We start from the raw sequence: 18,778 nt of genomic DNA, 5'->3' as shown, positions 1-18,778 counted from the left end.
CGGCAAGCCTACCACCGGGCCCTGGGAGCGCATCCGTCCCTATCATCCCCAGCCGATGAAGCACCCTCGCCTTCGACAACTGCTGCTGCCCGTGTTCGCCCTGCTCGGCATGGCGGGCATCGCCATGGCCGGCTTCTCGCCCGACGGCTACGCGGTGCACGTGCTGGGGCGCACGGGGCCGCAACCGTATCCGCTGGCCGGCGTGGCGTGGTTCTGCGCCGCGGTGCTTGGGGAGACGGCGCTCGCGGGGGCGCTGCTGCGGCCCGCCTCGTACCGCCAAGGCTGGAAGCGCGCGCTGGTCGCGCTGGCCGTGGCGCTGGCCGGTTGGGCCTTCCTGGGCATGGGCCCGATGCACCAGCCGCCGTACTTCATGGCGCACCTGCTGTGGCTCACGGCAATGGTGTTCGCGCTGGCGCTGCTGCTGGTGGTGTCGCTCACCGCGAAGTGGCAGGCCTTCCTGCGAGCCGAGCGCGACCGGGCCGGCTAGATCAGCGAGGCCAGCCAGGTCCGCCAGGCCGGCTACGCAGCGCGGCCTGCCGCGGGCACCGCCCCGCGCTTGAACTCCGTCGCGTAGTACAGCAGCGCCAGCGCCACGTACCCGCCACCCAGCAGGCACAGCCCGCTCCAGCCGTGGAAGGCGTACACGGCCGCGGCAATGCCCGAGGCCACCGCGGCGCAGATGAAGATGAAGGTCATGAACAGGCCGTTGAGCCGGCCGCGCAGCTCGGGCGCCAGCATGAAGAGGCTGCGGAAGTTCAGCACCTGGCACAGCTGCACCGCGCCGTCGAGCAGGATGCCCGCCGCAACCAGCCCCGCCAGCGAGCGGTAGTGCATGGCGACCGCGCCCAGCACGAACGACGCCAGCGCCACGGCAATGGCCACGCCGGTGGCCGGGCGCGTGAGGCCGCGGTCGGCCAGGCGGCCCGCCATCGGCGCCATCAGCGCGCCCGCCGCGCCGGCCAGCGCGAACAGCGCAATGCCGCGCTGGCCCATGCCGAACTCATGCACCAGCGCCAGCGGCACGGCCGTCCAGAAGGCCTGGAAGGCGGAGAACATCATCCCCTGGTAGAAGCCGCGGCGGCGCAGCAGCGGCGTGTTCCACACGATGCCGGGCAGCGACGCCATGGTGCGCGCGTAGCCCACCGAGGCGTGCGGGCGCCGCTCGGGCAGCGCGCGCCACAGCACCGCGATGAGCGCGGCCATCAGCACCGCCGACACCCAGAACACCGCGCGCCAGCCCAGCGCCGACGCCACGATGCTGGCAAAGGGCCGCGCCAGCATGATGCCGCCCAGCAGCCCGGCCATGATGTTGCCGACCACCTTGCCGCGCGTGGCCTCGGGCGCGAGGTGCGAGGCGAAAGGCAGCAGCACCTGCGCCGCCACCGCGCAGGCGCCGACCACGAAAGAGGCCGCCAGGAAGGTGGCGGCCGACCCCGACAGCGCGATGCCCACGAGCCCGACCACCGCGCCGGCCAGCGCACCGACGATGAGCCGCCGGTTCTCCACCACGTCGGCCAGCGGCACCAGCAGCAGCAGGCCGGCGCCGTAGCCGAGCTGGGTGAGCGTCATGATCAGCCCGGCCAGGCCGGCGTGCAGCTGCAGGGTGTCCGAGATGGGCCCGATCAGCGGCTGCGCGTAGTAGATGTTGGCCACGCACAGGCCGCAGGCGATGGCGAAGACCAGCGTGAGGGCGGGGCTGAGCCCGGGGGCGTGTGCAGGGGCCTGGGCCGGGGCTGCGGCGCGGGCAGGGGAAGTGTCGGGATGTGGCACGGAGGGCCTCGGTGGGTCGGGCGGGAGCGTTCGGGAGAAGGCGGGCGGCCCAACGAACAAGGGTTAACCCGCGGCCGGGCACCTTAGCACGGGCGCCCGATTCCTGCAGGGGCTGGGGCGGAGGCTGGCGAGCCCCGTGCTCAGTCGACGCTGGTCGGACGGCCCGAGGCCACCCAGGCGTCGAGCCCGCCCGTCAACGGCAGCGCCCGCTTGGCGCCGCGCGCCAGCAGCACGCGCGCGGCCTGCGCGGCCGACACCTCGTTGGGGCAGTTGCAGTACAGCACCACGTCGCGCCCGGCGGCGTGCGACAGGTCGAGGCTGCGCTGCTGCAGCGCCTTGAGCGTGTACGACTGGGCGCCCGGAATGCGGCGCGGGTCGACCTGCATGCCGGCCTTGCCGCGCACGTCGATCACCAGCGGCGGCTCCTCGCCGTTCAGCAGATCGTGCAGCTCTTCCACCGAGATGCGCGGCATGCCGGTGAGCCGCATGAAGGCGCGCCGGCGCCAGTAGCGCACGGCCAGGAAAATGACCAGCAGCACGCCCAGCGCCACGGTGGCGATGCCGCCGGCCTGCGCCATGACGGCCAGCACCTCCTGGATCTGGTTGCGGAACACCCAGCCCAGCCCGAGGAACAGCCCGGTCCACACCAGCGCCGCGCCCACGTCGAACCCGATGAAGCGCCGCACCGACATGCCCAGCGCGCCGGCCATCGGCGGTGCCACCACCGACACGCCCGGCACGAACTTGGCCGCCACGAGCGACATGCCGCCCCATTCGGTGATGAGCGATTCGCCGCGCCGCACGCAGGTGTCGGGCGACAGCGAGATGCGGCACAGCAGCCGCATGAAGCGGTAGCCGAAGCGCCGCCCCGCGTAGAACCAGGCGCCGTCGCCCAGCAGGTTGGCAGCGACGGCGGCCAGCACCACGCCGACCACCGACACATCGCCCGCGGCCAGCAGCGCGCCCGTGAGCACCAGCACGGCGGCGGCCGGCACGGGCAGCCCGAGGCGGGCGGCGAAGCTGGCGGCGAACACCACCAGGATCGCGTTCTGCACGAGCAGCGACATCAGCTGTGCCATGCCGGGTGTCCTGGAGGTGCCGCGAGAAATCGCTGGATGGGAGGGGGATTCATGCCAGCCGGGATTGTCCTGCATGGCCCAAGAACGTACCGGGTGCAGGCCATTGAATGACGGCTGGAGACAGCGGCTTTTTCAGGCGGTGCGCGACACGCTGAAGGCGAAGGTATTCAGCCCGCCTTCGCTCGACGCGCTCACCTGCCCGCCGTGCATGCTCGCCACCGCCTTCACGATGGCCAGCCCCAGCCCGTGGCCGTGGTGCTCGCCGCCGTCGTTGCGCGCGGCGTCGACCCGGTAGAACCGGTCGAACAGGTGCTGCAGGTGCTGCGCGTCGATGGGCGCGCCGGGGTTCGACACGGCGATCCAGGTCGCTGCGGCCTCCTCGCGCAGCGTGACGGCAATCTGCGCGCCCGGCTTGGAATGCTCGATGGCGTTCTGCAGCAGGTTGGACATGGCGCGGCGAAACAGCGCGCTTTCCAGCCGCGCCTCGGCCAGCACGTCGCCCTCGATGCGCACCTGCGCCCGCGTTTCGTCGAGCACGAACTCGAAGAACTCGATGGTCTTGCGCACCTCCTGCGCCACCGGCGTGAGCACCAGCCCGGTGGCCACCTCGCCGCGGTCGGCGCGCGCCAGGAACAGCATGTCGTTGACGATGGAGCGCACCCGCTCCAGGTCTTCGAGGTTGGCCTGCAGCACCTCCTGGAACTCGCCCGCGCTGCGCTGGCGCGACAGCGCCACCTGCGTGCTGCCGATGAGGTTGGCCAGCGGCGTGCGCAGCTCGTGCGCCACGTCGGCGTTGAACGATTCGAGCTGGCCGTAGGCCTCTTCGAGCCGGGCGAGCGCGCCGTTGAAGGCCTCGGCCAGCGCGGAGAGCTCGACCGGCAGCGGCTCCGAGCGCAGCCGCTGCGACAGCGTCTTGGGCCGCAGCGCCAGCGCCTCGGCCGACAGCCGCTCCAGCGGGCGCAGCCCCACGCGCGCGATCCAGTAGCCCGCAAAGGCCACCACCAGCACCGCGCCGAGCCCGAGCGCGACCAGCGCGGTCAGGAAGGTTTCGCGCGTGCGTGCATAGGGCTCGGTGTTGCGCCCGACGATCAGCCGCACGGCCGGCCGGTTCTCGAAGGGCCCGATGTGCGCGGAGAGCGTGCGAAACGGCCGCGCCTGCCCCGGCAGCACGATGGCGCTGCTGTGGCCGTTGGCCTCGCGCGTGAGCCCGTCGATCTCGGCCAGGCCCTTGCCGTACTGGAAGCGCGGGTCGTCGCTGAGCACCCAGAAGCGCACGCTGCCGTCTTCGGGCGTGAGCGCGTCCATGCGCGCCTGCACGCGCGACCAGCGGTCGGGCGAGCCGATGGCCCTGATCCAGAACTGCAGGCTCTTGAGCGTGGTGTCGAGCTCTTCGTACTGGTGGCGCTCCAGCTCGCGCGCCAGCACGTTGTGCAGCGCGAAGCCGGCCAGCGCGAAGGTGGCGAGCGCCGCGGCGGCGAACATGAGCACCAGCCGCGCGGTGATCGAGCGCTTCACGTCGCCGGGCCCTCGCCCGGCATGTCGCGCACCTCCCGAACTTCCCGCTCCTCCCTCACTTCCATCACATAGCCCATGCCGCGGATGGTGTGCAGCAGCCGCGTGCCGAAGGGCACGTCGATCTTGTCGCGCAGCCGCTTGATGGCCACCTCGACCACGTTGGTGTTGCTGTCGAAGTTCATGTCCCACACCAGCTCGGCGATGGCGGTCTTCGACAGGATCTCGCCCTGGCGGCGCGCCAGCACGGCCAGCAGCGCGAACTCCTTGGCCGTGAGGTCGATGCGCGTGCCGGCGCGCGAGGCCTTGCGCGCGAGCAGGTCGATCTGCAGGTCGGCAATGCGCAGCTGCATGGGCTCCTGCTTGCGGCCGCGCCGGTTCAGCGCCTGCAGCCGCGCCAGCAGCTCCAGGAACGAGAAGGGCTTGATGAGGTAGTCGTCGGCGCCTTCGTGCAGGCCCTTGATGCGGTCTTCCACGCGGTCGCGCGCCGTGAGCATGATCACCGGCGTCTGCTTCACCGCGCGCAGCTCGCGCAGCACCGAGAAGCCGTCCTGCCCCGGCAGCATCACGTCCAGCACGATCACGTCGTAGTCGTGCGTGAGCGCCAGGTGCTGGCCGTCGATGCCGTTGTGCGCCATGTCGACGGTGCAGCCCTGCTCGGTCAACCCCTTGGAGAGGTAGTCCGCGGTTCTCAGTTCGTCTTCGACTATCAGGATCTTCATGGCGTGTGCGGTCTCGCTGGTATCAAGCGGCGCTCATCCGTGGGCCTCGGCCGGCGTCGGCGCCTGGGCTTCCGTGTTTTCCTTCGCTGCCTTGCGGGCCTTGCGCGCTTCCTTGCGGCTCAGGTACCAGTAGTGGGCGCGGTCGAGGTACAGGTAGACCACCGGGGTCGTGAACAGGGTGAGCGCCTGCGAGAGTATCAGCCCGCCGACCATCGCGTAGCCCAGCGGGCGGCGCAGCTCGGAGCCAGAGCCGTGGCCCAGCATCAGCGGCAGGCCCGAGAGCAGCGCGCACATGGTGGTCATCATGATCGGGCGAAAGCGCAGCAGGCAGGCCTGGTAGATGGCGTCGTGCGGCGACATGCCCTGCTCGCGCTCGGCCTTGAGGGCGAAGTCGATCATCATGATGCCGTTCTTCTTCACGATGCCGATCAGCAGGATGATGCCGATCAGCGCAATCACGCTGAGGTCGTAGCCCCCCGCCATCAGGATCAGCAGCGCGCCCACGCCGGCCGAAGGCAGCGTCGAGAGAATCGTCAGCGGGTGGATGTAGCTTTCATAAAGCAGGCCCAACACGATGTACACCGCCACCAGCGCCGCGGCAATCAGGTAGGGCTGCGAAGACAGCGAGTCCTGGAAGGCCTGCGCCGTGCCCTGGAACGAACCCGTGAGCGACTGCGGCAGCCCCATGTCGGCCTGTGCCTTGTTGATGGCGTTCACCGCGTCGCCCAGCGCATGGCCCGGCGCCAGGTTGAACGAGATGGTCACGGCCGGAAACTGGCCCTGGTGGCTGATCGACAGGTACGCGGTCTTGCTGGTGTCCACCTTCACGAAGCTCGACAGCGGCACCTGCTGGCCGGTGAGCGGCGAGTTGAGGTACAGCTTGCTGAAGAGCGCCGGGTCCTGCTGCAGCGCGGGCGTGACCTCCAGCACCACGTGGTAGCTGTTGAGCTGCGTGAAGTACTGCGCCACCTGGCGCTGGCCGATGGCGTCGTACAGCGTGGCGTCGATGGTGGCCGGCGAAATGCCGAAGCTCGAGGCGCGGTCGCGGTCGATGGTGAGCACGGCCGACGCCGCGGCGTTCTGCTGGTCGGACGCCAGGTCGGTGATTTCCGGAATCTGCTTGAAGCGCGCGAGCAGCTGCGGCGCCCAGGTGTTGAGCTCGTCCAGGTTGGCGTCGGTCACCGTGTACTGGTACTGCGTGCGCGACGAGCGGCCGCCCACGCGAATGTCCTGCCCCGCCTGCAGGAACAGGTTCACGCCCTGCACCTTGGCGAGCTGCGGGCGCAGCCGCGTGATGATCTCGTCGGCGGTGGCCGTGCGGCCTTCGTCCTTGGGCTTCAGGCTGATGAAGAAGTTGCCCGTGTTGTAGGTCGACGAGCTGCCGTTCATGCCGAAGCCGGTCACGTCCGGATCCTTGCGCACCACGTCGGCCAGCTCGAGCATGCGGGCGTTCATCGACGCGAAAGAAGCGTCCTGCGCCGATTCGGCGAAGCCCGAGATGAAGCCGGTGTCCTGCTGCGGGAAGAAGCCCTTGGGAATCACCACGAACAGCGCGGCCGTGGCGGCCACGGTGGCAATGAACACCATGAGCGTGGTGAACTGGTGGTCGAGCACCACGTGCAGGCCGCGCTTGTAGCCGTTGAGCATGGCGTCGAAGCCGCGCTCGAACAGCTGGTACAGCCGCCCGTGCTTGCGGCCATGCTCGTTCTTCAGGAAGCGCGAGCACAGCATGGGCGTGAGCGTGAGCGAGATCACCACGCTCACCACGATGGTGAGCGTGACCGTCACCGCGAACTCGCGAAACAGCCGCCCCACGATGCCGCCCATGAGCAGCAGTGGAATGAACACCGCGATGAGCGACACCGAGATCGAGATGATGGTGAAGCCGATTTCGCTCGCGCCCTTGTACGCGGCCTCCATGGCCGACATGCCCTCTTCCACGTAGCGGTAGATGTTCTCCAGCATCACGATGGCGTCGTCCACCACGAAGCCCACCGCAATGGTGAGCGCCATCAGCGAGAGGTTGTCCAGGCTGTAGCCCAGCAGGTACATCACCGCCACGGTGCCCAGCAGCGCCAGCGGCACCGTCACGCTGGGAATGAGCGTGGCCGGCACGTTGCGCAGGAACACGAAGATCACCGCCACCACCAGCGCGATGGTCAGCAGCAGCGTGAACTCCACGTCCTTCACCGAGGCGCGGATGGTCTGCGTGCGGTCGATGATGGCGTTGACGTCCACCGTCGGCGGAATCGACGCCTTCAGGCGCGGCAGCGCGGCGTTGATGCGGTCGACCGTCTCGATCACGTTGGCGCCCGGCTGCTTGGTGATGGCCAGCACGATCGAGCGGCCGTTCTGCACGGTGCTCCCCTCGGGCGCGGCGGCGCCTGCATAGGCCCAGCCGGCAATCTTCGCGTTCTCGGGTCCGTCGACCGCCACGCCCAGGTCGCGCACGCGAATGGGCGCGCCGTTGCGGTAGGCCAGCACCACGTCGTTCCAGGGCTGGGCCTTCAGCAGCTGGTCGTTCGTGTAGACGGTGAAGCTCTGGTTGGGCCCGTCGATGGTGCCCTTGGGCGCGTTGACGGTGGCCGAGGCGAGCACGGTGCGCACGTCTTCCAGGCTCAGGCCCAGCGCGGCGAGCTTGGCGGGGTCGACCTGGATGCGCACGGCCGGCTTCTGCGCGCCGCCGATGTTGACCAGCCCCACGCCGGAGATCTGCGAGATCTGCTGCGCCAGGATGTTGTCGGCATAGTCGTTCACCTCGGTGAGCGGCAGCGTCTTCGACTGCACCGACAGGATGAGGATGGGCGCGTCGGCCGGGTTCACCTTGCGGAAGGTGGGCGGGCTCGGCAGGTTGGCGGGCAGCTGGCCGGTGGATGCGTTGATGGCCGCCTGCACGTCGAGCGCGGCGGCGTCGATGCTGCGGTCGAGGTCGAACTGCAGCGTGATCTGCGTGGAGCCCAGGCCGCTGGTGGAGGTCATCTGCGACAGCCCCGCGATCAGCGAGAACTGCCGCTCCAGCGGCTGCGCCACGTTCGAGGCCATGGTCTCGGGGCTGGCGCCCGGCAGGTTGGCCGAGACCTGGATGGTCGGAAAGTCGACCTGCGGCAGCGGCGCCACCGGCAGCAGCGGGAACACCGCGGCGCCCACCAGCAGGATGGCCAGCGCCAGCAGCGTGGTGCCGATGGGGCGCTTGATGAAGGCGGCGGAAATGCTCAATTGCGGCTCCCGCTGGCGACCTTCTTGCCGTCGTTACCCGCGGCATTCTTCGCAACGGGCGGCGGCTCCACGATGGTTGCGCCGGCCTTCAGCTTGTACTGGCCGTCGACCACCACGCGCTGGCCGGCCTGCAGGCCCTTGTCGATCACGGCCGTGCCGTCGGCGATCTGCACCACGTGCACCGGCACGTTCTCGGCCTTGTTCTCGGCATCGACCGTCCACACGTAGGTGCCGTCCTGGCCGCGCTGCACGGCCGCGGCGGGCACGGTGAGCGAGTCGGCCCGGCGGTCGAGCTGCAGCCGCACGTTGACGTACTGGCCCGGCCACAGCGTGTGCTGCGGATTGGCGAAGCTGCCCTTGAGCTGCACCGTGCCGCTGGTGGTGTCGATCTGGTTGTTCAGCAGGATGAGCTTGCCGGTGCCCAGCATCTGCGCGCCGCTGCGGTCGTAGGCGACCACCGCGAGCGGCTGCGTGCTCTGCTGCTGCACGCGGTTGATGTCCTGCACCGCGTCTTCGGGCAGCGTGAACTGCACGGCGATGGGGTCGATCTGGTTGATGACGACCAGCCCGTTGGCATCGGCCGCATGCACGATGTTGCCCGGGTCCACCAGCCGCGCGCCAACGCGCCCGTTCATCGGCGAAGAGATGCGCGTGAAGCTCAGCTGCACCTCGGCGTACTGCACCTGCGCGGCGTCGTTCTGCACGGTGGCCGTGAGCTGGTTGACCAGCGCCTTCTGCGTGTCGACCTGCTGCTGCGTGGCCGCGTCCTGGCCCAGCAGCGTGGTGTAGCGCTGGAGGTCGGCGCGCGCGTTGGCGAGCTGGGCGGCGTCTTTCGCCTTGGTGGCCTGCGCCTGCGCGAGTTGCGCCTGCAGCGTGCGCGGATCGAGCTGCGCGAGCAGCTGGCCGGCTTTCACGTCCTGCCCTTCGACGAAGCCGACCTTGTCGAGCTGGCCGTCGATGCGCGCCTTCACCGTCACGGTGGCCATGGAGGCGACGGTGCCGATGCCCGAGCGGTAGACCTGCACGTTCTGCGAGGCCACGCGCGCGGTGCTCACCTGCACCGGCGGCGTCTTGGGCGCGTCGGGCTTGGCGGCATTGGCCGCGTGGTGCGTGAGCGCCCAGGCGCCCCCGCCGAGCAGCGCGGCGAGCGAGGCGGCCGCGAGCCAGGTGGCGCGGCGCGGGTGACGGGGGAGCGTGGCCGGGGCCGTGGCCGGGGCGGTGGTGTCTGCGGTGGTCGTCATGGCATCAATTCCGGGAAGTCTTTGCCGTGGCGTCGGCCACGGTGTCCGTTGCGCTCCAGCCGCCGCCCGTGGCCGCGATCAGCGACACGCTGGCGGCCAGCTGGCGGCCCAGCACCTGTGCGGCGGTGCGCTGGTTGGTGAGCGAGAGCGTCTGCGCCGTGACCACGCCGAGGTAGGTGGCGGTGCCGGCGCGGTACTGGCTCAGCGCCAGCCGCTCGGCGAGCTGCGCGGCGCGCACGGCGTCGGCCTGCAGGGCCGATTCGCTGTCGAGCACGCGCAGCGTGGCAAGGTTGTCTTCGACCTGCTGGAAGCCGCCCAGCACGGTCTGCTTGTATTGCGCCACCGAAGCGTCGTAGGCGGCCACGGCCTGGTCGGTGTGCGCCTTGCGCAGGCCGCCGTCGAACACGGTCTGTGCCAGCGCCGCGCCCAGCGACCACACGCGGCTGGGCGTGTTGAACAGCGTGGCCAGGCTGGCCGCGCTGAAGCCGCCGCTCGCGCTGAGCACGATCTGCGGAAAGTACGCGGCCTTGGCCACGCCGATGTTGGCGTTGGCGGCCTGCACGCGGCGCTCGGCACCGGCGATGTCGGGGCGGCGCTCGAGCAAGGCCGACGGCAGGCCGGCGGGCGTGACCGGCAGTTGCAGGTGCACGGCCGCGGCGGAAGACAGCGTGTCGGCGGTCGGCGGTTGCGACGGCGCTTCGAGCGGCGACAGCGAGAACGACGCGGGCGCCTGCCCCGTCAGCACCGCGATGGCGTGCTCGAGTTGCGCGCGCTGCGCCTCGAGATCGACTGCTTGCGCCTGCGCCGTCCTGAGCTGGCTTTCGGCCAGCGCCACATCGGAGCGCAGCACGGTGCCGGCGGCGTACTGGTGCTGCGTGAGTTCGAACGCCTTGGCGTAGGCGGCGGTGGTGCTGGCGTACAGCTCGCGCTCGAGGTCGATGACGCGGATCTGCAGGTAGTCCTGCGCGAGCGTGGTCTGGATGCTCAGGCGCGCACCCGCGAGGTCGTCGGCGCTGGCCTGCGCGCTGGCGTTGCCCGCCTCGACCGAACGCCGCACGGCGCCCCAGATGTCGGGCTCCCAGCTGGCGGCCAGGCCCAGGGTGTCGGTGGTGCCGCGCTTGACCGTGCCGGTGCTGTTGGTCTGCGCGCGTGCGGCGCCGGCGTTGAGGCCGATGGTGGGGTAGAAATTGGCGCGCGCCGCCGCGGTGATGGCCTGCGCCTCGCGGTACTGGGCTTCGGCGACGCGGATGTTCTGGTTGGCGGTGTTGGCCTGCGCGATCAGCGCGTTGAGCGTGCTGTCGCCGTAGGCGTCCCACCAGGGGTGGTCGGCGTCGATGGTCTGCGGCGCAGCGGTCTTCCAGGGGCCTGCGGTTTCCTTGAAGGCGACCGGCACGTCCATCTGCGGGCGGACGTAGTCGGGACCGACGGCGCAGCCCGCGAGGAGCAGGACAGCCAGCGCGAGGGCCGCGCGCGAAAGAGGTGGGGCGACGGGGAGAACCATGGTGAGGCCACTCTAAGAAGCCCCGTCAAACCCCTCGCTGTCGGTTAACTGACAGTTCTGACAGTTTCGGTTTGACTGCCTCCTCGGCGGCGCTCGAAGAAGCGCGGCGCTTGTGCGGAGGCCTGCCCCCATCCCGGCCTTCCCCCGGGAGGGGAAGGAGAAACACAACTCAGCGCGGCGCGTCGCCCTTGCGGTATTCAGCCGTCAGCTCATCCAGCTTCTGCTTCAGCGCCGGATCGATCTTGTATTCCGCCGCGGCCAAGGTCGCATCCAGCTGATCGGGCCGGCTCGCACCCAGCAGCGGCGCTGTGATCAGCGGGTTCGCCATCACCCATGCCACGGCCAAGGTCGCCAGCGGCACGCCGGCCTCGTCCGCCAGCTTGTGCAGCTGGGTCACGGTGTTGAAGCTGCGCTCGTTCCAGTACCTGTCCTGGTACATGTTGCCGGCCGTGCCCAGCGTGAAGCGGGTGTTCTCCTCGGGCTTGCCGCCGGGCTTGTACTTGCCGGTCAGCAGGCCGCCCGCGAGCGGGTTGTAGGGAATCACGCCCAGGCCTTCTTCGCCCGCCAGCGGCAGCAGTTCGCGCTCGATCTCGCGGAACAGCAGGCTGTAGCGCGGCTGCACCGACACATAGCGCGTGAGCTTGTGCAGCTCCGACTTTCCCAGCGCGCGCGCCAGGCGGTAGGCCAGGAAGTTCGACACGCCGATGTAGCGCGCGCGCCCCGACTTCACGATGACGTCGAGCGCCTCCAGGCTCTCTTCGAGCGGCGTCTCGCGGTCGTCGCTGTGCAGCTGGTACAGGTCGACGTGGTCCGTCTGCAGGCGCTTGAGCGACGCGTCGATGGCGTCCAGCAGGTGCTTGCGCGACGCGCCCTGGTCCCAGCTGTTGGGGCCGACCTTGCCGACCGCCTTGGTCGCGACGACGAAACGGCGGCGCCCCGCGGCGCCCTGCTTCTGCAGCCAGCGGCCGATGATCTCTTCGGTGCGGCCGGTGGTCTCGACCGTGCCGCCCAGCGGGTACACGTCGGCGGTGTCGAGGAAGTTGATGCCGCCCTCGGCCGCCTTGTCGAGGATCTGGTGCGACACCGCCTCGTCGGTCTGCAGGCCGAAGGTCATGGTGCCGAGCGCAAGCCGCGACACGGTGAGGCCGGTGCGGCCGAGACGGGTGGTGGGAATGCTCATGGTGTTCTCGCTCTGGACAGGAGGTCAGGAAGAAAGAAGGAAGGCAAAGGCGGCGGCCATCATAGACACGCCCGTGCATTCCTGCAGGCGAGCGGACGATTCAGGTGTTCTGCGGATGCACGCCGGGCGCGCCGCGCTCGACGCCGAAGCGCACCATGGGCTGCACGCCCGAGTCGGCCTGCTTCTCGTCGTCGACCGCGCGGAACTCGACCGCGGCGCCGCGCGCATCGAGCGTCACGAGCGCATAGCCGCGCTTGTCGCCGCGGCCGTAGCGCAGGTGCGGGTTCTTCGCGAGCATGTTCGCCACGTTGGCGGCGCTCGGCCCTTCGGAGGTGATGGCACCACCGACGAATTCGGTTGCGACGGCCGGCGCCTGCCCGTCGCGGCGCAGGTCCGCGGCCCAGAAGGCATGCACGTCGCCGCTCACGACGATGGCGTTGCCGCCGTTCGCCCGGTGCGCGGCCAGGCCGTCGAACAGGCGCGTGCGCGCGGCGGCGTAGCCGTCCCAGCCATCCATCCAGTAGCCGTGCTCGGCGCCGCGCTTGCGGTCGGCCTCGGCCAGCAGCGTGGGCTGCGCGAGCACGGTCCAGCGCGCGGGCGGCGCGGCAAGCTCGCGCGCCAGCCAGGCCTCTTGCGCCACGCCGAAGAAGCTGCGCTCGGGCGCGAGCCGGTCGGGGCAGTCGGCCAGCGGCGAGGCGCTGCGACCGGCCAGGCAGGCGTGGTGCGAACGGTATTGGCGCCCGTCGGTCAGCAGCACGTCGAGCATGCGGCCGAAGCGGTGGCTGCCGTGGATGGTGGCGCCCGCGCCGCGCGGGCGCATGCTGGCGGGCACCGGCATGTGCTCGTACCAGGCCTGGTAGGCGGCCGCGCGGATGGCGAGGAACTGCGCCGGGTCGGCGGTGCGCGGCGACACGTCGCCGGTGTAGTCGTTGGCCACCTCGTGGTCGTCCCAGGTCACGAGCCAGGGGAAGGCGGCGTGCGCGGCCTGCAGGTGCGGGTCGGTCTTGTACAGCGCGTAGCGGTCGCGAAACCCGGCCAGCTGCGTGGGAATGCCGCCCTGGTGGCGCCGCACGTGGCGCGAGCCCCAGGAGCTTTCGTAGATGTAGTCGCCCAGGTGCACGACGAAGTCGAGCGGCTGCGCGGCCATGTCGCGGTAGGCGGCGAAGTAGCCCTGCTCGTACTGCTGGCAGGACGCGAAGGCGAAGCGCACGGGCTGCGAACCTTCATCGGTGTCGGCGGGCGCGGTGCGCGTGCGGCCGGCCGGGCTGAGCACGCCATCGGCGGTGAAGCGGTACCAGTACGGGCGGCCCGGCGAGAGCCCCTTCACCTCGACATGCACCGAGTGCGCGAGCTCGGCCTGCGCCGTGGCCTTGCCCTTTGCCACGATGCGCTGGAAGGCCTCGTCCTGCGCCACCTCCCAGCGCACCTCGACCGGCGCATCGCCCATGCCGCCGCCCTGCAGCGGATCGGGCGCGAGCCGCGTCCACAGCACGACGCCGTCGGGCCGTGGCGCGCCCGAGGCCACGCCCAGCGTGAACAGCTCGCGCGACATGGCCTGCGCATGCAGCCGCAGGAAGGGATGGCCCAGCGAAGCGGCGGCCAGGCCACCGCACAGCAGGCGCCGGCGCGAGAACGGGGGCGCGCTCATTCGCGTGCCGGGACGGGGTCGATGCTCATCCGCGGCACTGTCGTTGGCTTCCCTTGCAGCTGTCAACCCAAGGCGTTCAAGACTTCGCCTGCGACGCCACCACCGTGACCCGCGCCGTCATGTACGGATGCACCGAGCAGGCGTACGCGTACACGCCCGGCTTGTCGAAGGTGCGCGCGAAGCTCTTGCCGGGCAGCAGCAGGTCGATGCCGGTGGTGCCGTCCTTGAAGACCACGCCGTGCGGGGCACCGTCGTCGTTCTGCCAGGTCAGGCTCTGGCCGACGTTGACGGTGATCTGCGCGGGCTCGAAGGCGAAGTTCCGTATGGCGACGTGGGCGGAGCCTGCAGCGTGCACGGAGCCTTCAGCGGGCGCGGAGCTTCCAACATGCACGGAGCCCGCGGCGTGCGCCACGGGTACCAAGGCCGCGCGCTGCACCGCGATCTTGCGCGGCGCGTTGCCCACCGCCACCGTGTGCATCGGCCCGCCGGCCAGGTCGACCACGCTCACGTCGTTGGAGCCTTCGTTGCTCACCCAGAGCTTCTTGCCGTCGGCCGACAGGTCCAGCCAATGCGGCTGCTTGCCCACGCCGATGCTGCGCACCGACGCGTGCGCGACGGGGTCGAACAGCATCACCTCGCCGGGCCCCTGCACCACCACCACGCCGCTGGCCATGCCGGCGAAGTGCTGCGCGATGTGGGGCGACACGCCCGTGGGAATGGGCGCGGCCCACTGGTTGGTGGCGGGGTCGAGCACCTGCACCGCGGGCAGCCCGGCCAGCGTGAGGTACAGCGCCTTGCCGTCGTGGCCGAACTCCAGGTCGCGCGGCGGCTTGTCCAGCGCGATCTCGCTGACCACGGCGCGCGTTGCCATGTCGATCACCACCAGCGCGAAGTGGCCGGGCTCCTGCGAGGCGACGTAGGCCTGCCGGCCGTCGGGCCGGATGGCGATGGTGTGCGGCTTGGGCACCGCCACGCTGGCGCTCACGCCGTGCGCCGTGGTGTCGACGAAGGCCACGCGGTCGTCGCCGTTCACGGCCACCAGCAGCCACTTGCCGTCGGCCGTCATGGCCAGGCCCTGCGGGCCCTTGCCCACGTCGATGCTGCGCGTGACGCGGTCGGTGGCGGCGTCGATCTCGCTCACGGCCGACGCGCCGGAGCCGCTGACGAACACGCTGCGCCCGCCCGGCGCGACGACGATGCCGTCCGGCCCGGCCGCCACCGGCACGGTGGCGACGACGCGCTCGGTGCCGGTGTCGATCACGCTGACGGTGCTGTCCTTGAAATTGCCGACGTAGGCCTTGGGGCCTGCCGCCAGAGCTGGAGCGGCACAGGCTGCGAGAGCCGTCAGGACGACGAGGATGCGCGCAAAGCCGGGCATGGCGATCATGGTGGAAACCTCCTGTGGAAAAAAGCCGAAAGACGCAGAATCCGCAGAGGGCATGACGCATGGCATGCCCGGCTTATTCCACGCGGGTCGTAAAAAAAGCGGGAATAAAGCGCCGCGCCCATCCGTCATGCAGGAAGAAGGAGCGCATTGAGCCTGTTGACGACCGACCGCACACGCCAGTTCGAAGCCGTTGCATTGCCGCATCTCGATGCGGCCTGGAATCTTGCGCGCTGGCTGCTGCGCGACGACCAGCTGGCCGACGACGCCGTGCAGGAGGCCTACCTGCGCGCGTTCCGGTTCTTCGACGGGCTGCGCGGCGAGAGCGCGCGGCCGTGGCTGCTGGGCATCGTGCGCAACGCCTGCTACGACTGGATGCGGCAGAACCGGCAGCTGGCGGACCAGGTCGAGTTCGACGAGCTGCGCGACAGCGAGGCCGCGGCCTTTTCGGCTTTTGCGGCCTCGCCCGAGCGCGGCGACCCGGCGCGGCAATGGGAACAGCGCGCGCAGGGCGAGCGCATCAACGCCGCGATCGACGCGCTGCCGGCGGTGTACCGCGAGGTGATCGTGCTGCGCGAGCTGGAAGAAATGCGCTACGAGGACATCGCGCGCATCGCCGGCGTGCCGCTGGGCACGGTGATGTCGCGGCTGTCGCGCGCGCGGGCGTTGCTGCGCGAGAGCCTGCGCGACGAGCGCCCCGGTGGTGAGGCAGACGAAGGAGGAAGAACGCACCATGGCCATGTCTGACGACGAACTGGGCATGCTGATCCGTCGGCAGGCCGCGCGGCATGCGCCGCCGGGCGGGCTGGCGCAGCGCATCGGGCGGGCGTTGCGCGCCGAGGCGGTCGCGGCGCCTGTGTCTGCTACGGCACCGAAGCGCCGTGGATGGTGGCCCTCGCTGGCCTGGTTCGGCACGGGCGCCGCCACGGCCTGGGGCCTTGCGCTGGTGTTGCTGGCCACGCCGTTGCCGCCCACTGACGCGCTCGCCGAAGCGGTCACGGCCAACCATGTGCGTTCATTGATGGCCTCGCACCTGGCCGATGTGGCCTCCACCGACCAGCACACGGTGAAGCCGTGGTTCGCGGGCAAGCTGGACTTTTCACCGCCCGTGGTCGACCTGGCCGCGGAAGGTTTTCCGCTGGCGGGCGGGCGGCTCGACTACCTCGACGGGCGCACCGTGGCGGCACTGGTGTACCGCGCGGGGCCGCACGTGATCAACCTGTTCGTGTGGCCCGCGGCCGAGGGGAAAGTGCTGGCACCTGCGTTCTCCACGCGCCAGGGCTACCAGCTGGCGCACTGGGCGCAGGGTGGCATGCAGGTGTGGGCCGTGTCGGACCTGAATGCGGCGGAGCTGCACAACTTCGCGCTGCTGCTGCGCGAGCGCACCGCGCCGCGCGCGCCCTGAACTGTCTTCAGCCTGTTTTTCAGATTCAGCAGGCGACGGCCGCCGGCTGCCGAGCGTCGGCGCGCGCGCTCGCCACGGCCCAGCCGAACACGCCCATGCCGGCCAGCGCCAGCAAGGCGCCGACCCAGCCGGTCGACGTCCAGCCCAGTCCGGCCGCAATCGCCACGCCGCCCAGCCAGGCGCCGAGCGCGTTGGCCATGTTGAAGGCCGAATGGTTGAGCGCGGCGGCGAGCGTCTGCGCGTCGCCGGCCACGTCCATCAGGCGGATCTGCAGCGCCGGGCCGATGGCCACGGTGGTGCCGATGAGGAACACGTTGAACGCCGCGGTGTACACGTTGTGCGCCGCGAAGGTGAACAGCGCGAGCACCACCGCCGCATAGACCAGCAGGCCGCCGATGGTGCGCATGAGCGACTTGTCGGCCAGCCGCGCGCCGACCAGGTTGCCCGTGACCATGCCCAGGCCGAACAGCGCGAGCACAAGCGGCACGCCGCCCAGCGGCAGGCCGGCCACTTCGATCAGCGTGGGCTTGATGTAGCTGAACACCGAGAACATGCCGCCGAAGCCGATGGCGCCGATGCCCAGCGTGAACCACACCTGCTTGCGCTTGAGCGCGCCCAGCTCGCGCCAGGGGCTGGCGCCGGCGGGCGCGGCCAGGTCGGGAACATCGCGGCGCAGCAGCACGATGGCCACCAGCGCGATGACGCCCACGAACACGAAGGCCGCGCGCCAGCCGAAGAGCTGGCCCAGCCATGCGGCAATGGGCACGCCCACCAAGGTGGCGCCGGTGAGCCCCAGCATGACGAGCCCCACGGCCCGCGCGCGCCGGCCCGGTGGCGCGAGCGTGGCGGCCACGAGCGCGGCCACCCCGAAGTAGGTGCCGTGCGGCAGGCCGGTGGCAAAGCGCAGCAGGTTGAGCAGCAGGTAGGTGGGGGCCGCGGCGCTGGCGAAGTTGCCCGCGGCAAACACCGCCATGAGTGCGATCAGCAGCGCGCGGCGGCGCCAGCCGGCGGCCAGCACCGCCAGCACCGGCGCGCCGATGACCACGCCCAGCGCATAGGCGCTGATGACGTGGCCGGCCTGCGGAATGCTCACGTCGATGTCCTTCGCCACTTCGGGCAGCAGGCCCATGATGACGAATTCGCCCGTGCCGATGGCGAAGCCGCCGACGCCCAGCGCGAGCACGGCGCGCAGGAAGTTGACGGGTTCGGCGGAAGAGGATGGCGACGGCGACGGCGCGGAAACGGAAAGGTCGGTGTCCACGCTGTCCAGCGCGGGTGGGGAGGCGTTCAAGGCCAGGCTCCTGGGAAGGTGCCCGGCGGCCGCGGGCAGACCCCGGATTTTAGGGTAAACCCTGAATTTCTGCCGATACGGATTTGCCGGGGGATTGGTACCGGCTTGGCAAGGACAGCCCGGCGCGGGCCCTCAGATGGCCACCAGCTGGCGCACGCCCTGCGCTTCCATGTCCTTGCCCAGGCCGCGCGCAATGACCTCGCCGCGCTCCATCACGAGGTAGTCGTCGGCCAGTTCCTGGGCAAAGTCGTAGTACTGCTCGCACAGCACGATGGCCATGTCGCCGCGGTCGGCCAGCATGCGGATGACGCGGCCGATGTCCTTGATGATGCTCGGCTGGATGCCTTCGGTGGGCTCGTCGAGGATCAGCAGCCGCGGCTTGGGCGCCAGCGCCCGCGCAATGGCAAGCTGCTGCTGCTGCCCGCCGGACAGGTCGCCGCCGCGGCGGTTGATCATCTGCTTGAGCACGGGGAACAGCTCGTACAGCTCCGCTGGAATGGGCGTGCTGCCGCTCTTGTAGGCCAGGCCCATGCGCAGGTTTTCCTCGACCGTGAGCCGCGCGAAGATCTCGCGGCCCTGCGGCACGAAGCCGATGCCCGCCCTCGCCCGGTCGTAGGGCGTCGCCTTCTGGATGGGCTTGCCCTCGAGCTCGATGCTGCCGCTCTTGATGGGCACCAGCCCCATGAGCGACTTCAGCAGCGTGGTCTTGCCCACGCCGTTGCGGCCCAGCAGCACGGTGACCTTGCCCAGCTTCGCCTCGAAGCTCACGTCCCGCAGGATGTGCGAGCCGCCGTAGTACTGGTGGATGTTCTTGACTGTCAGCATGGCT

General features: G+C 70.4%; 16 protein-coding genes. 4 read left to right on the top strand and 12 right to left on the bottom strand.

The features are described from left to right. Positions 1-55 precede the first annotated feature (55 nt). Positions 56-487, top strand: a complete 432-nt coding sequence (locus BM013_RS32875) for a hypothetical protein (RefSeq protein WP_143098436.1) — start codon at positions 56-58, stop codon at positions 485-487. A 32-nt stretch (positions 488-519) separates the two neighbouring features. Here the strand turns inward: BM013_RS32875 and BM013_RS32870 are convergent, their stop codons facing one another. The 10 genes from BM013_RS32870 to BM013_RS32825 all read right to left on the bottom strand — a co-directional run bounded on the left by BM013_RS32870 (position 520) and on the right by BM013_RS32825 (position 15,256). Then, positions 520-1,770 (bottom strand): MFS transporter, encoded by a 1,251-nt coding sequence (locus BM013_RS32870; RefSeq protein ID WP_093132991.1) that lies wholly within the window; start codon positions 1,768-1,770, stop codon positions 520-522. A 140-nt stretch (positions 1,771-1,910) separates the two neighbouring features. After that, positions 1,911-2,849: a VTT domain-containing protein gene (locus BM013_RS32865; RefSeq protein ID WP_093132989.1), complete on the bottom strand. Its 939-nt coding sequence runs from the start codon at positions 2,847-2,849 to the stop codon at positions 1,911-1,913. A 132-nt stretch (positions 2,850-2,981) separates the two neighbouring features. Further along, on the bottom strand, positions 2,982-4,364 hold the full coding sequence (locus tag BM013_RS32860) for a heavy metal sensor histidine kinase (protein WP_093132987.1): 1,383 nt from the start codon (positions 4,362-4,364) through the stop codon (positions 2,982-2,984). Then, positions 4,361-5,083, bottom strand: coding sequence for a heavy metal response regulator transcription factor (locus BM013_RS32855; RefSeq protein WP_093132985.1), 723 nt, complete (start codon positions 5,081-5,083; stop codon positions 4,361-4,363). Before BM013_RS32855 ends, BM013_RS32860 begins: the two co-directional genes overlap by 4 nt. Positions 5,084-5,116: 33 nt before the next feature. Then, complete coding sequence (locus BM013_RS32850) at positions 5,117-8,299, bottom strand: efflux RND transporter permease subunit (RefSeq protein WP_093132983.1); 3,183 nt, start codon at positions 8,297-8,299, stop codon at positions 5,117-5,119. Continuing rightward, a complete protein-coding gene (locus BM013_RS32845; protein WP_093132981.1) occupies positions 8,296-9,540 on the bottom strand; it encodes an efflux RND transporter periplasmic adaptor subunit in 1,245 nt (414 codons plus the stop codon). Before BM013_RS32845 ends, BM013_RS32850 begins: the two co-directional genes overlap by 4 nt. Before the next feature lie 4 nt (positions 9,541-9,544). Further along, on the bottom strand, positions 9,545-11,041 hold the full coding sequence (locus BM013_RS32840; RefSeq protein WP_093132979.1) for an efflux transporter outer membrane subunit: 1,497 nt from the start codon (positions 11,039-11,041) through the stop codon (positions 9,545-9,547). Positions 11,042-11,210: 169 nt separating this feature from the next. After that, positions 11,211-12,221: an aldo/keto reductase gene (locus BM013_RS32835; protein ID WP_093132977.1), complete on the bottom strand. Its 1,011-nt coding sequence runs from the start codon at positions 12,219-12,221 to the stop codon at positions 11,211-11,213. Positions 12,222-12,321: 100 nt separating this feature from the next. Next, positions 12,322-13,869, bottom strand: a complete 1,548-nt coding sequence (locus BM013_RS32830) for an alkaline phosphatase D family protein (protein WP_093132975.1) — start codon at positions 13,867-13,869, stop codon at positions 12,322-12,324. Positions 13,870-13,945: 76 nt separating this feature from the next. Then, a complete protein-coding gene (locus tag BM013_RS32825) occupies positions 13,946-15,256 on the bottom strand; it encodes a YVTN family beta-propeller repeat protein (protein WP_093132973.1) in 1,311 nt (436 codons plus the stop codon). Here BM013_RS32825 and BM013_RS41445 point away from each other — a divergent pair. Genes BM013_RS41445 through BM013_RS32815 form a run of 3 tightly spaced genes read left to right on the top strand, consistent with a single transcriptional unit; the run spans position 15,246 to position 16,658 of the window. Further along, positions 15,246-15,407: a hypothetical protein gene (locus BM013_RS41445; protein WP_177206770.1), complete on the top strand. Its 162-nt coding sequence runs from the start codon at positions 15,246-15,248 to the stop codon at positions 15,405-15,407. The genes BM013_RS32825 and BM013_RS41445 overlap by 11 nt on opposite strands. After that, positions 15,404-16,000, top strand: a complete 597-nt coding sequence (locus BM013_RS32820) for a sigma-70 family RNA polymerase sigma factor (RefSeq protein WP_256220270.1) — start codon at positions 15,404-15,406, stop codon at positions 15,998-16,000. The genes BM013_RS41445 and BM013_RS32820 overlap by 4 nt, the downstream gene beginning before the upstream one ends. After that, positions 15,987-16,658, top strand: a complete 672-nt coding sequence (locus BM013_RS32815) for an anti-sigma factor family protein (RefSeq protein WP_093132971.1) — start codon at positions 15,987-15,989, stop codon at positions 16,656-16,658. The genes BM013_RS32820 and BM013_RS32815 overlap by 14 nt, the downstream gene beginning before the upstream one ends. Before the next feature lie 25 nt (positions 16,659-16,683). On the opposite strand, the gene BM013_RS32810 is transcribed toward BM013_RS32815, so the two are convergent. Both BM013_RS32810 and urtE read right to left on the bottom strand, forming a co-directional pair. Further along, on the bottom strand, positions 16,684-17,949 hold the full coding sequence (locus BM013_RS32810) for an MFS transporter (RefSeq protein ID WP_093132969.1): 1,266 nt from the start codon (positions 17,947-17,949) through the stop codon (positions 16,684-16,686). A gap of 132 nt (positions 17,950-18,081) precedes the next feature. After that, positions 18,082-18,774, bottom strand: a complete 693-nt coding sequence (gene urtE / locus BM013_RS32805; RefSeq protein WP_093132967.1) for an urea ABC transporter ATP-binding subunit UrtE — start codon at positions 18,772-18,774, stop codon at positions 18,082-18,084. Positions 18,775-18,778 lie beyond the last annotated feature (4 nt).

This window comes from Variovorax sp. OK605, assembly GCF_900115445.1.
Classification (GTDB): Bacteria; Pseudomonadota; Gammaproteobacteria; order Burkholderiales; family Burkholderiaceae_C; genus Variovorax.
The sequence above is the reverse complement of the archived record's forward strand: the minus strand, read 5'-3'. Positions and strand labels throughout refer to the sequence as shown.